Annotated in this window: 7 protein-coding genes; 2 read left to right on the top strand and 5 right to left on the bottom strand. The window is 46.5% G+C overall.

What is annotated here, in order from left to right:
• The first annotated feature begins 108 nt into the window (after positions 1 to 108).
• Together WIG73_RS09665 and WIG73_RS09660 are read left to right on the top strand one after the other, a co-directional pair.
• Positions 109 to 660, top strand: a complete 552-nt coding sequence (locus WIG73_RS09665) for a sigma-70 family RNA polymerase sigma factor (RefSeq protein ID WP_337400342.1) — start codon at positions 109 to 111, stop codon at positions 658 to 660.
• Positions 638 to 1543 carry a DUF4367 domain-containing protein gene (locus tag WIG73_RS09660; RefSeq protein ID WP_337400341.1) on the top strand — a complete coding sequence of 302 codons (906 nt, stop codon included), beginning with the start codon at positions 638 to 640 and terminating at the stop codon, positions 1541 to 1543. The genes WIG73_RS09665 and WIG73_RS09660 overlap by 23 nt, the downstream gene beginning before the upstream one ends.
• Positions 1544 to 1616: 73 nt before the next feature.
• On the opposite strand, the gene WIG73_RS09655 is transcribed toward WIG73_RS09660, so the two are convergent.
• The 5 genes from WIG73_RS09655 to WIG73_RS09635 are packed head-to-tail and all read right to left on the bottom strand — an operon-like array spanning position 1617 to position 13832.
• Positions 1617 to 4817 carry a discoidin domain-containing protein gene (locus tag WIG73_RS09655; protein WP_337400340.1) on the bottom strand — a complete coding sequence of 1067 codons (3201 nt, stop codon included), beginning with the start codon at positions 4815 to 4817 and terminating at the stop codon, positions 1617 to 1619.
• Between the two features lie 27 nt (positions 4818 to 4844).
• Positions 4845 to 6641: an S-layer homology domain-containing protein gene (locus WIG73_RS09650; protein ID WP_337400339.1), complete on the bottom strand. Its 1797-nt coding sequence runs from the start codon at positions 6639 to 6641 to the stop codon at positions 4845 to 4847.
• 30 nt (positions 6642 to 6671) lie between these two features.
• Complete coding sequence (locus tag WIG73_RS09645) at positions 6672 to 7349, bottom strand: hypothetical protein (RefSeq protein WP_177680178.1); 678 nt, start codon at positions 7347 to 7349, stop codon at positions 6672 to 6674.
• On the bottom strand, positions 7349 to 10114 hold the full coding sequence (locus tag WIG73_RS09640) for a discoidin domain-containing protein (RefSeq protein ID WP_337400338.1): 2766 nt from the start codon (positions 10112 to 10114) through the stop codon (positions 7349 to 7351). The genes WIG73_RS09645 and WIG73_RS09640 overlap by 1 nt, the downstream gene beginning before the upstream one ends.
• Before the next feature lie 16 nt (positions 10115 to 10130).
• A complete protein-coding gene (locus WIG73_RS09635; protein WP_337400337.1) occupies positions 10131 to 13832 on the bottom strand; it encodes a right-handed parallel beta-helix repeat-containing protein in 3702 nt (1233 codons plus the stop codon).
• Positions 13833 to 13852 lie beyond the last annotated feature (20 nt).

The raw sequence follows: 13852 nt of genomic DNA, 5'->3' as shown, positions 1-13852 counted from the left end.
ATAGAGCCGAATAAAGAATTAGAGAATCATGTGATAGGTTTTTTGTTTTTCCAACGAATTAGATAACAGAAGCGCTTCTATTTCACACAGAATGAGGGTGTAGTTTTCGTGAACCAGGACGACAAAATTGTTGCCGGGATAATAAAAAAGGATCAAAAGGCGTTTGAACTTTTGGTTGATGCATACGGCGGGCTGATTTGGTCAATCGTTAAATTTCATTTATCTGTTTTTGAAGTTTATCAGGAGGAGTGCAGAAACGACATTCTGCTTTCCATCTGGCAAAACATTGACCGCTATGATGCAAATAAGAACTCCTTAAAAAACTGGATTGGTGCAATCAGCAAGTATAAATGCATAGATTACAAACGCAAATATTATAAGGAGCTGCGGTTAGAAGCTTTAGATGAAACCATTCCCGATACCAAAAACACGTTTGAACAAACCATGCAAAACGAAATCGACAGCCTGCTGTCCGGCCTTTCTCCCGGCGACCGGGAGTTGTTTTACCGGCACTATATCTTAGGAGAAAAGGTCGAAACAATTGCAAAAGATTTTCATAAAAGTTCCGGCTATTTTTATAACCGTCTGTCCAGGGGACGAAAAAAACTGAAACAAAACCTTCGAAGGAGTGATTATTTTGAAAGCAACCCATCAAAATAAAGAAATAAGAAATGATTTTGATTTTTTAAACGATGTGAAAATGGATTTCTCAGACTATGAAATCATGAATTTATCAGAAACGGAGCGTAATAAAATGAAAAACATAAATAAACCGCATAAAAAATTCTCAGTAGGAAAGGTTTCTGCGCTGGCGGCCTGTGTTGCTTTGGTTGTCGTTTTCAGTCAAACCGCAATTGCAAAAGACTTTTTCGGCAATATTATTTCCAGCGTTTCCACTGGGCACAACCTGTTTGTAAAAACAGACGACTCTAACATGAAAATGACGCTGCCCGACGAGGTGAAGGGCAAATTCTACGATAAAGACGGAAACCCCGCAACGGAATACCGGAGCGGCGACACACTTTTTGACGCGGAAGGAAATGAAATTTTAGACGTTCCCCGCTACATTACAGAAACTTTGGGAATTGACACTCTGACCATGAACGGTGCAAAGGTGAAGGTTCAAGTTAAGGCCTCTGACAAAGATGTTTTAAAAGAAGCAGAGGAAGCGGGAGAAAATGTTGTTTATGAATTGGATAAAATAAACGATTCGTTAAACTTTACCGCAAAACTACCCGACTATGTGCCGGAAAACTTTGAATTCTTCGGTGCAACGGCCGACGGAGACTACCTGTTCCTATATTACAGGAACAAAGAAACCGGAAACTATTTTGCGATTCATGAGCGTGCCATAAACGACGAGACGACGTTTGAAACATCAACCGACGGTACCTTAATTGAAACCACAGTGAACGGCAGTAAAGCCGTGCTAATGGAAGGCAAAACGCTGGACTGGGAAACCGACGGCATTGCCGTAAGCGTAATGGGACGTAACACGATATCCACCGCAGATGTTTATAAAGTAGCTGACTCCATAAAATAAAACTACAAAAATACCGGTGAGAGCGTTTGCGCTCACCGGTATTTTTTATTTTGAAAAGAATTGTCCCGACATTCTAATCTGCATAATCATAAACGACTACCGCAAGGTGCTGCGACCTCTGCGTATACAGCATTACCCTCGTATCTTCTTCCAGTAGAGAATGAAGTGAAGCAATCGGTTTTTTGATAATTTTATCTCTGGTAACGTATAACAGCGTGGGGATTTCATCGAACACAAACGTTTCACTGTTACCGCTGGAAGTGTTCATGCTCAGCTTATTCTCGCTGATTGACGTCATATTCCCGTATAGCAGCTTAAACGCAGTAAACGGCCAGTTGGGGTTCGTTCCCGCATTATAGAAGCTGCCGTCTGCCGAAGAATACGATTCGATCGGCTCGTCCTGAAAATCGAATACCCGTTCCAAGGCAACAACTTTTTCTCCGCTGGACTGGTAACGAACAATATCACCATGTCCAATTGCGTTAACCGGACGGATATAATTTTCAATTCCCTCTCCGAACGCTGAAGGTTTCAGCATCCATCTGTCACTGAGCCATTCCGGATGCTCTTGCTGAATCAGAAAAGAGTCATACATGTTCTCAATGGTGGACGGAATAATCTGCTCTGCAGCCTTACCGGTTGAAATATCGTAACCATATAGTTTTAATGCCGTGGAGCCGTCTTCATCTACACAAGACACCGCCTTATCCACCACAATGCCGGGAGCATTATCGTTATTAATGGAAGTGAGCGATCCACCCATAATTGTTTGATGCTCGGTATAAAGCACAACAAACGCCGGGAAACCAAATTCGTCCTGCCCATAATATGCCGATTTGCCCTCAATGGGATTTTGATTGGGAAAAATTTGGGAAATGGTTCCTGCTCGGAAATACATTTCAAAATCTGCCTCTGCATTCACATAACTGTCCGTCGTTGGAATTTCAAATGCCAGTGTATTGCTCATAACAGGCAGCTTCATCATGTTTCGGTCATAAATGCCGTTGACGCCCATAATATATTCGTGAGACGGCAGAACTTCAACGTCCGATTTCACCATACGTGAATCTGGCTCTAACTCAGGATAATAACGCTCTGTGTCTAGGAAGTTGATTTCACCCTCTGCATTGGTGCGATAGCGCACAAACAGATTCAGATAGTTTTCCTTCTCCACGCTGTCTCGAAAGTTCTGTCTTTTTAATTGCGTTCCATCAACCTTAAGCTTTTGTGCAACCGGGAAAACCACAAATTTTCCATATTGGTCAAAAATACGAACATCAAGTTCATCCATACCCTGCTCTGAAAATCCCACAATTAAACCTAGCGTTTCTTTCTGATTTTCAAAATCGGCATTGCGCACCCAAAGCAAATCGTCGTACACGTCGAACACAAAAGTTCTTTCATCACCTGTTAAAAGACCCTCCATTTCGCCGCGATGTGTTCTAAAATACTGCGATACGCCGCGAACTGTTCCATCAATCTTTATGCTTTCATCCGACAGTTCCTCAGCCACACCGGTAATTTGGTTTGATGCAAAATCAACAATGAGGCTTCGCTTATCTTCAGACTGGTATGCATAAACCGCATCATATTGGGACATTGCGGAAATATCGCTGTTTCGTCCCTGATTTTTCACAACAAAATAATCCGGTGTTTCCGCTTTAATGCGTACACCATTCATACCGTTTAAACTTACATAACCATCTTCGTTAGAGGCTGTATCCAAAACAATGACCTCCGGACGAAAGATTTTAACCACATCCGCAATAAGATCGCCGTTGTTGTCTATAAATTCTAAATAACCGTTTTCAGGTTTTAAATCATCCAATTTCCAACCTGGAAACGCCACGCCATTTAATAAAACACTAACGCCGGTTTTCCATTTTATGTTTTCCCGGTATCCGTCTTTCCAATAGGATAAGCTTCCATCCAACAGTTTCTCCATGCTTCCTGTGCGAACGGTGGTTATCATGTTTTTCTGCGTATCCGCCCAGAACAATTGAATCGTATCTTTATCATCAATCTCAGTCAAATAATAAATCCGCTGTCCTAAATAATGCTGCACCGAATCAGTTGCGTCAACATACTTTTTATAATCAATCTGCACACATCCGTCACTCATTTTAGTTGGTGCGGTCAGAGTCGTGACACAGTTTGCTGTTACGAGCCCGCTTTCCAATGTACAGCGGTAACGCGCCTCCATCAGTGTTTCATCCTTTTCATATTTCACAGCGCCATCGGGATAAAGCGTGTCCATTGACAAAACTTCCGATTTTAAACCATTGTATATTACGTAAGCGGCGCTGATTCGATTCAGTGGCTCGCCATACTCTGCCCCGGTGCCCCGAAGTAGCTTTAACTCATCAGATACAGAAATGGTTCCCGCTGGATAGCCGCCCTTCGCCACATACCGCGGAGTGTAGCCCATGGCTGAAAGCAGAAGCTTTAAAAACTCTGTGGTTGTTACATAATCGTCGGGCCGAAACAGAGCGTCGCGGCTGACCTGTCCGGTGCGAACGCCAGCCGTAATCCAGGGATTTGCCCAGTGTTCCCGCGGGACGTCTGCAAATATTTCGTCTGTTTCTGCAGCGTTGTCAATTCCCGCAATTCCAACTGCAATTTTTGTGGCCTCTGACCTTGTCAAAAGATTATAAGGCGCAAACTTTGTGTTCGAAACGCCCTGCATAATGCCTAAATACTGCAAAAGCTGAACCGGCCCAACGTCGGCGGGGTCGTCTATATCAGTAAAGTTCCGCAGACCGCCCGCTTCCGCCATTTCGCCGAACACTTCAATTTCTGCCACAACAAAATAACTGGGGCTTACAACACGAACATACCGATATGCGTCCGCAAGCTCAACTTTCACTGCAGTATGGCTCTTAAACTCCCCGGCTTCCAACCTTCTTCCAACATCGACCGTGGTTTCGAATTTCGGGTCGTTGGAAACCTGAATCAGCCAGCCCTGACGGTCTGCCGGCTGGTCAAAGTCCTGACGGGAATAAGCGCGGATTTCACTGATATAATAAGGGGCGCCGAGGTCAACGCCGATATATTCATAGCCGCCCCTTTTCCCCGTTAAAATTTCACTGCCCATTGACCAAGCTGTGTTTAAATCGCCGTCCGTTGCCATTTCCGGCACATAATTCTCACCGAAATAAGAACTGGCCATAGCGGTTTTTCCAGCCGCCACATTCACTGCGGCACTGACTTCCAAAGTGCCCATCATTGGAACGCAAAGCAGCGCACAGAGCAGGATTGTCATTATTCTTTTCATGGTTTTATTGTATCCTCCTTTTCGCCGCTATTGTTCGATATAATTCATAAGCCGCGATAAAACAACCGCCGCCTGTGCTCTTGTGGTACCGTCCTGCGGACCGAACCTTCCGTCATCGTAGCCACCGACTATGCCAATCATGCTGAGCGACTGCACGGCTGCTAATGCATATTCGCTGACAGCCTCGCTGTCTGCAAACTGCAGTTCTTCAGTTACCGTAGGCAATTTTTCATTCATTTCCAACAGTTTCAGACAAATTACCACCATATCCTGGCGGGTAATATTTCTGCCTGTACCGAATTCCGCGTCGCTGATACCATTGATCAGTCCACTGGAAAATGCGGCAGCAACATACGGATAGAACCAATCCGACGGGGCGCAGTCTGAAAACGCCATGTCGGCTGTGCCTGCCGGAAGTTTAAATGCGCAGGTAATCAGCTTTACAAATTCTTCCCGGGTTATCTGCCTGTTTGGTTCAAAGCTTTTACTGTCCACGCCAGCGACAATCCCCTGCTCTGCAAGGTCATAAATTGCCTCCTGCGCCCATGGCACGCTGTCAAGATCGCCAAACTCCGGCCGGTTATCTACTGGGGGTGTATCCGGCTCAACAGGGTCTTTAGAATTATCTGTTATCGGACGGTTATACGTTCCGCCGTTTTTGTTTCCAGAGCCGCCGCCGGAACCACCACCGCCGGAGCTTCCGCCCGAACTACCGCCTGAATTATCATCAGAATTGCCCTTATTCTTCGCAATCTCCTCTGCGATTGAAAGAATATAGTCGCCCATGCCGTCTAAATAATTGTCAATGCTTTTTGTGTCCACATAGGGCGCAATCTCATCAAACGTCACGTTAAGCTTTCGAATTGCCTCTGTGTCCACACCCAGCACATCGGCATGGCGCGAAAGCATATTGCTCACATCAGCATATGTACCGTTCCAAATCACAGAAAGATAAATGCCCTTTTGCAGCTGGGTACAGAACTTCTCCGCACTATCAGCCGGCAAGGTAAGTTTGCCGATAACTTCGGCCGCTTTGTCCGCATTGGTCATTTCTCCGAAAATGGCAGGCATTAGCATGCCGTATTTGTCAATTGTAGATATCAGCGCTTTTTTGTCTTTTTTCGCTGCCGCGTCAAACACAACTGCGGCTTTCAGGCAGGCATAAACATCGTCAAGCGTGGCAATTTGCTGCGGAGCTTTGTCTAAAAGCCCTGCTTCGCCTGCACTGCGCGCCAGAACAAAAGCTGCGCCGAAGCTGTCTTCCTTTCCTGAAATTTCCGGAACTGACGAAAGGTTCAGCGTATCTGTTTCTTCGCTGTATTTGCGAAGAACCGCCGCAAACTGTTCCTGGCTGACTGTGCGAAACGCTTCCGTACACTGACGAATAATGTCCGGGTCGGTATTTTTATAGCTGAATTCCGCCTTTGATACAGTGCCGCCGGGGGCCGTGACCGTTATAATAATCTGATAAACACCAAACGGCATTTGGTCTGTGATGCGAAACGTGAAGGAAAAGGGAGCAGGTTTGTTTAAGTCATTCACAAGTCCAACACGGCTGTCTGCAAACCGAATAGCCTGTTCCATTTCCGTTTCTGTAAGATTTTTTGTAATATCAAATTCCGGGTTGACTACTAACAGCTGTATCCGGCTTCCCGGAACAACTGCCTGGCCGGTTCCCGCTGTGCCGCTGATGGTAATTGCTCCGTCCTGCGAATGAAATGTAAGCGCAGACGCAAGGTCTGTTTCATTTTCCGCAAATGCGGGACACACAAACCCCATCAATGCCGCGGTAAGCAAAACCGCAATCAAGCTCCTTAGTCTCATAATTTGTCCTCCATCCGGAAGCTGTTCCAATTAGTTGCCTTTGGTGCAAAGGCCGCGTATCATGGGTTCTATGCTTCCTAAATCCTTGAGTAAAAATGCTTTCACCGTACAGCCAGAAACTGACTCCGGCAGATTAGAAAGTGTTGCGCGCAGTTCTGTTTCACCATTTTCAGAGCGCACTACGCTTCCTGTTTTCACTTCTTTCAGCATGTTATCTTCATAAAGTGCAATGAGGATAACCGGCTCTTTCTCCATGTTGCCTTTTAAAACAGCCACTGCGCTGATAGAACCGCCCGGGGTCATTTTCTGGTCAAACAGAAACCGGCGGATGTTGCTGTCGCTGTTATTCGGCCAGACATATTCATCTTCTGCGGAGCCGACTTCTACGCCGTTCACGCTGACACGGAAAGTGTAGGTTCCCAGCGGACACTCGTCTTTCATTTTTACACAGAATTCATATGCGCCGTTTACATCATTTTTTGCATCCATGTAATATAAATCTTCAATAAAAGCGCCTTCATACATTGGCGAATACACCAAAAGCAGAACGCGTGAACCCGCTTCTGCCTCTCCCCTTACGAAAAAGGAGTCGGATGTTTTGTCATAGGTCAGGTTAAACGCCGGAGCCTCGGCATGCACTGCAGAAACCCCTGAGAAGAGTAACGTAAAAGCAAATAGGAAAATTAACGCACACCGTTTTATTTTCATTATTCTGCCCCCTCTGCTGCAAATAAGTCTTTGGAGTCTACAACCATCATTGCGTTATTGAAACCATCCACCAGCACCGCGCTGAAGCGAACCGTGCCTGTGGGCAGCGTTATTTCTGCGCTCAGCGGTCCTGAGGTTCCCACGTCCGGAACAGGCGTTTTAGCACAGCGAACCGCTGTCATAAATCCGTCTGCGTCATAACCGGCTAGAATCATCACAAAGTCAGAGGTTTCCAGTCGTGCATAGTTTGTGATAGAAATTGAAGCGGAATAGGTTTTTCCTGCTTCAATTGTTTCCGCCGTAGTGCCGCTTTCTTTTTCCGTAATGTTCCACTGGCCAAAATCGGTTTCTGCTTTTGAAAACACACGCAGTTCTTTAATAAAGCTCGGAAAGTCCACCGGAGCAGTAATTTTAAGGGCAATATAGCGATATTTTTTTGCTGTAGGAAGATCATATCTCCAGGTTGTACCTTCCGGCACGCCATTTTCGTCCCTTGCTGAAGGCGTGGAAGCAATGGTTTCCATCTGATCTACCGGCAGGTTAGCAACGCTGCCCAAAACAGTAATATTTCCCAGGTCATAAGCCTGCCAGCCTTGGTCTTTTGTACGTGAGGGCATTTCCAATGCGCAGATGTCATAGAAATTCAACAAATCAATTTTATAGAAATATGTTTCACTTGCAGGCGCAAGTGCCATAGCTGCTGTTGCATCGTTTCCATCGTTTAAATTGGCATATCCGTAACCGCCGCCATTTTCTTCGTTAAAAAATTTCAAGCCGTCAGTGTATGTAACCGGTTTTCCAACAGCTATATTAACATCTGTTACCTCGGGAACATTTGCCTTTTTACCGAATACACGCAGTTCTGCGCAGGCAAACATAAATCCATCCGGCGTTGTACCAGAAAGCGTAATATAACGGAAACGCTGGGACTTTGTAAGTGTATGGGTATAAATTTCACCCGGTTTTAACGCTGTTTCGGGCGGATAACCAGAAGGTGTTGCAGCTAAAGCAGTCATCTGTGCAGCAGGTTTTTCTGTTGTACTGCCGGAAATGGTAACGCTGCCTACCTCCCAACCGGAATCCATATTCGAGCGGGCTTCGAGCTCAATTTTGCTGATATCATAATAATCGCCAAGATCAACTCGCAGTTCAAAAGGCGTGCCGCCTGCCTTGCCGGCAAATGCAGTAAAGGTTGTGTTATCGCCGTCTACCAGTTTTGCCGGGCCGAATGCTTCTAAGTTACTTAAAAAGTCTAAATCGCCTTCCCAACTCATATCTTTGTTCAGCGCAACATTGCTATCTTCCTCAATGGGAGGTTCTGTTGACGGCTCTTTTCCAAACACGCTGAATTCCGCGCAGGCAAACATATATACATCATCAACACTTCCACTGATGGAAATAAACTGGTAATTCTTTTCTTTCGGCAATTCAAATGTCCAGGTTTCACCGGCTTTCATTGCATTTACTTCCCATGAACCCGGCGTGTTGCAGATAGGTTCCATGCTGTCTAACGTTTTTCCGCCGGAAATTGCCATATTTGAAAGGTCGCTTGCGGCAAATCCAGAAGCTGCGGCGCGTGCCGTCACTTCAATTTTGCTGACACTGTACAATTTTTCTAAATCCAGCACAGCATTAAATTCAAAGGGATCGGCAGTAAGGCTTGCAATTGCAGCAAAGGTATTTGTATCGCCGTCTGTCATTCTGTCGATTGTACAGCCGTGATTCTGATATTCTCCAGCAACAGTTGCAACTTTGCCCTGTGAAACATTTGTTACTTCCGTTACAGGCGGTTCGGTAGACGGTTCTGTTCCAAATGCCCGGAACTCTGCAAAGAAAAGATCTGAAACGGCACCTAAGCACACACCGCTGAGTCTCAATTTGCGGTAATTTTTCGCTGCAGGCAAATCAAATCCCCACACGGTACCGGCGGTAATTTCCCCGGTCCAGTGTGCCGGCGAGATGCAAATTTCTTCAACGTCGCCGGATTCTGTCACACCAGAAACGGTGATGGCATACATATTCCAGTTAGTACCCCATTCATGACATACCAGTTCAACGCGCGAAATGCTGTAAGTTTTTTCCAAGTCTATGGTCATACCGTATTCATAATCAACGCCCGGCGTTTGCTTGATACCACCGCGTGTGCTGATGTCGCCGTCTATTAACTTATCCAGGCTGTCAATCAAGGTATAGTCCGCATCCGGGGTGAGCTGCTTACCCTGTGCAACGTTTGTTGCTTCCGTCACAGGCGGCTCGGTTGACGCTTCTGTTCCGAAAGCGCGCCATTCTGCGCAGGCAAAAGCAGCAATTGATGCGCCGCTGAGTTTTAAATAACGGTAATTTTTTGTCTGAGGCAAATCATAGCCCCATACCTGGCCGCCGGTGATCTTGTTTTCCCAGCGGGGAGGCGTTGTACAGATTTCTTCTAATGCACCAGCTTCTGTCACACCGGAAACGGTTACTGCGTCTAAGTCATAAGCCGCAGAATCTCCTGCACGCGCAACCAGCTCAATGCGGCTGATGCTGTAAACCTTCTCTAAATCCATTGTCAGGCTAAACTCTACAGCCGGGTCGCCGCCGATAAGGGCACCCATGGTATTAACATCGCCATCTGTCATGTTGTTATATGCACCGGCATTTGTATATTCTCCGTCTGGTGTAATATTCTTGCCCAGCGCCACATTGACCGGCTCTTCTGCGACAGCGAGAATACTCATTGATAGCATCATCGCAAAAGTTAAAAATAAACTGAAAAACTTTTTCATGAAATAAAGTCCCTCCTTAATATTTTTTGAAATTCACTATTTCAATTCCGAAATCGGAATTGTCAAAGCCTGCATATCCACCGGCATAATTCAGATTTGTAAATGTATTCGCCACAACTGCGCCGTTTAATGTTACAACTGCCTGTGTTCTGCCGTCTTGTCTTGAAAGTTTTAGTTCCAGCGTGTTCTCTGCGTTATATTTTACCGGGAATGCCACTGCAGTCAGCTTTGTTTTCACACCGGATATCACTTCATAAAGCGTTCCTGCATTGCCGGAAATATCAATTTGCAGGCGGCTGTCACCTAAATTCATACAGTTAGTTTTAACGTCTGAACGGTTCGCACCAAACAAAACAGAAAAACTGTTCACATCGTTAGACGTTATGGGCCGGAACTTTATTTGAAGCGTTTCGCCGTCTTGTGCCGCAAGTTTGTTCATATAAGGTACTTTTCCTGCAGTCAGCAGTGTTCCGCCGCTGGGCATTGCCGTTACGCAGTTCTCCTGTGCCGAAAAGGTTGCCCAGCCGTCAGCCTGCTCCGGGTCACCTTCAACTGCGCGGACCGTCCAAAATTCATAGCGCTGTGCTTCTTTGCAATAAACCGGAAGCTTAAAGTCCTTTGTAAGATCTGCTTTGTCAGTTTGCGCTGCAATAATGGCGCTGCCTGAAGGCGTTACCTCCAGTTTAACCGACGACAAATCTGTTCCGAACGGAACGTACAGCGTTGCAGTGTGGCTATCGCGGTCAATCTCTGTCCGCGTGGCTGCCGCCGCATGAACATAGGCGATATCCGCGTCGTATTTCGCGTTTGCAAACTTGCTGTAAGCCTCTTCTAAGCGAATTACTAACCGAAGCTGTTCTGCATCGGTTTTCGCGGTTTCCGCCTCTTGTTTCATTGCCTTAAATTCCGTGGCGAACTCCTGCACACTTTGCGCCGGATAGGTATCAAGCACACGGCCTGTTACCGCGCCGTTTAAAATTTTAATGCATACTGCGTCGGAGAGGTCCTCCCCATCTACCGAAACCTTTGCATTTTCAAGCGCCGATTGACAAAACGCCAGCATGTCTTTTAAGTCCATCCGATAAAAAGCGCTGCTTGTGTCGTTTATTACATTGCGCAGTTCAATCATACGTTCAAGTTTATCTGCCATTCCCGCAGAATTCATATTTTCATAGGCGGTTTGCAGCTGATAGCGGAATTTTATTGGATACTGTCCCGGCAAATTGCCGAAAGAACCGTTATTCAGCACATTTTCCGCTACTTTGTTCAGCGACAGAATGTTGGTGTCAATCAAACCGCCCTCAAGGATATCAAGATACCGCGACCGCTCGTCCGGAAGACGCAGCTTGCCCGTAGGAACCCGTTCACGCAGCTTTTCATAACCAGGTTCAAGACCGGCGTTTTGAATTACCGTATACGCCTCTTCCCCGGGCTGTCCCGGAAGGAAGACCTTCACCGGGTCGAACTGGTTGTTCACGCCGCGGTAACGCACAGCGTCATGGGTGCCATAGGTGTTGCTCATTGTGTTGTTCTGAATGGTGTCCGTCCAGACGTGCCAGTTTAAAAAAGCGTCCTCCTGCACGTTGTTATCCCAGGTTGAATTGGAAGAACCTTCGTCAGGATAGAATGAAGCGTTTCCGGTAAAAAGATTTTTCACATAGTTATTGGTCACTTTCGAACCGTTTTGGTCGGAAAGGGTATAAATTCCGCCGCCATCGCTTAAATACTGGCAGGCGTCCACAATTAGGTTATGGGAAATATTGTTGTTTTTCGTTCCCCTGTTTGTCATGTTCCAACCCCAGCCGCTGGCAATTCCGGAATATGGCACTTCATAAATTTCGTTGTGCAGAATGCTTAAAGCTTCATTATAATTACCGCTGATTCCGCCGCCGCCGTAAATCGTGTCGTCCACCCTGGTCAAATAGTTATTTGAAACCGTGTTGTTTTTATTAATCTGCGCCACTGCTTCCAGCTTTACGTCCGGCGTAAACGCCCAGGCGCCTGAAAGCGCAAAGCTTGTGGCATCAGTGGTACGAATCATCATGTAGCGGTATTTCTCTTTTGTGTTAACGGGGTAAGCCGCAACATGATCTGCCGGCGACGTTTGCACCGCAATAGTTTCATAGTCGGCAAAGGTTCTGTCGTTGGATAGCAAGATTTCAAATCCGCTTCTTTGAGGCTTGCTCACTGCCGCCGGATCAAAGGCAAGCACGATTTTGTCAATGGAATAAGGTTTGTCAAAATCATAGCGAAGCCAGGTTCTTTCTCCCCGAGCCGGAGCGTCGGGGTCTCCCGACCAAGTGACGCCGTATGGATATTTTTCCGAATCGACCCAGAACTGACTACCCAATACTGCAGACAGCGTGTGGTCTTGATCCGGGCCGTAATACGATGCGGTAAGCCGCTCCGACCCGTTAATTAAATTCCACTGTGCCGTTTCAGACGGTCGAGTGTTTTTGCTGCTGTTTACAATTCCGTCGTTTCCACCGTGGTAGGCCCGTCCTGAAACGATACCCGCGTTTCCGATATCTGAAAATGCGTTTCCGTTCACAACGGTGTTTTCTACCGCATTTTCCAACACTAATCCAGAAGAGGCAAACCCAAAGAAAGTGTTATCTTCAAAAGCTATTCCATCGCCGCGGTTCACCTCAATTGCACCGGGAATATAATCGAAAAAGTCTGTATACTGGTTTAATTTTTGCTGCTGGTAAAGCAGAATGCCCGCCTCGCCTGGATAGTGCCAGGTGGTGTGCGCAAATTTAATGCCCTCAAAACTGATATTTTTCGCCTTATCTCCATTTGTGTCGCCTGTGACACGCACAAGCTTCTCCAGCTTCGGCGCAATGACCTGGGCCTGCGCCATATTTTCTCCCTCACGGGGCATATAATAAAGCATTTGTGTTTTACGGTTATAATAAAATTCGCCGGGCCTGTCCAAAAGCTCCATGGCGTTCTGAACGACAAACGGCCGGTTAAATTTTGCCCCTAAACCATACATTCCGCCGGTCACCGTTTGAATGTCCCACCAGCTCTGCTGCATTTTTACAATAACCTGGTCTGCCTTTGCCGGATCCTGCAAAATAGAATCTACATGGCAAATCGCGGTAACCCAGCCTTGGGCCCATTTCATTTCTATGTCTTCGGCATTCTCATAAATGCCCAGATCCTTTTTAGAGACATAGAACCCATCACTTGAATAGCGAGAACCAGGAGCCTGATAGATGTTAGTTCCGACCATGTCGTGCTCGCTGCTTGCAATGTCGGCCTTTCTGCCGCCTACATAAAGTTCACGGATTCGCTCAAAGCCTTCCGCTTTTGCCTGCCAAAGGTTTGCAGACCCAGGCACCGGCGAGAAGCCTGAAATCGTTCTGCCGCCGGACAGCACAGGCTGCCCCTCGCCGCGGTAAATTACCCGGTATCCGTTTTTACCGGAATCTACAGATGTAAAATCGATGGTATTTTCCAGATAATAATTTCCCGGGCCAATGTTTACGATAATATCTCCCTGCATTCCGTCTGATACGGCGCGCACTGCGTCGCGCGCCTGTTCCACCGTTGCAAAGGGAGAGCTCTTCGTTCCGTTTCCGCCGGCAGGCGCACCTGCCGAAACATAAAATTCTTTCCATGCCGAAGATTCCGTATTTTCCCCAAAAGCTAATACGGGCAGCACAGCGGCAATGATAAAGCATGATAAGAAACTTATCCACAATCTCCGCATTTTTTTCCTCTCTTTCCTTC

The organism is Congzhengia sp., assembly GCF_037235575.1.
GTDB lineage: Bacteria > Bacillota > Clostridia > UBA1381 > UBA9506 > Congzhengia > Congzhengia minquanensis.
Note: the sequence above shows the minus strand (reverse complement) of the source record. Positions and strands in the feature narration are given on the sequence as shown.

Bases quoted from the DNA above. Each gene is read 5' to 3' on its own strand.
- WIG73_RS09655 (WP_337400340.1), bottom strand. From the start codon at position 4,817: ATGAAAAGAATAATGACAATCCTGCTCTGTGCGCTGCTTTGCGTTCCA.
- WIG73_RS09635 (WP_337400337.1), bottom strand. From the start codon at position 13,832: ATGCGGAGATTGTGGATAAGTTTCTTATCATGCTTTATCATTGCCGCT.
- WIG73_RS09650 (WP_337400339.1), bottom strand. From the start codon at position 6,641: ATGAGACTAAGGAGCTTGATTGCGGTTTTGCTTACCGCGGCATTGATG.
- WIG73_RS09645 (WP_177680178.1), bottom strand. From the start codon at position 7,349: ATGAAAATAAAACGGTGTGCGTTAATTTTCCTATTTGCTTTTACGTTA.
- WIG73_RS09640 (WP_337400338.1), bottom strand. From the start codon at position 10,114: ATGAAAAAGTTTTTCAGTTTATTTTTAACTTTTGCGATGATGCTATCA.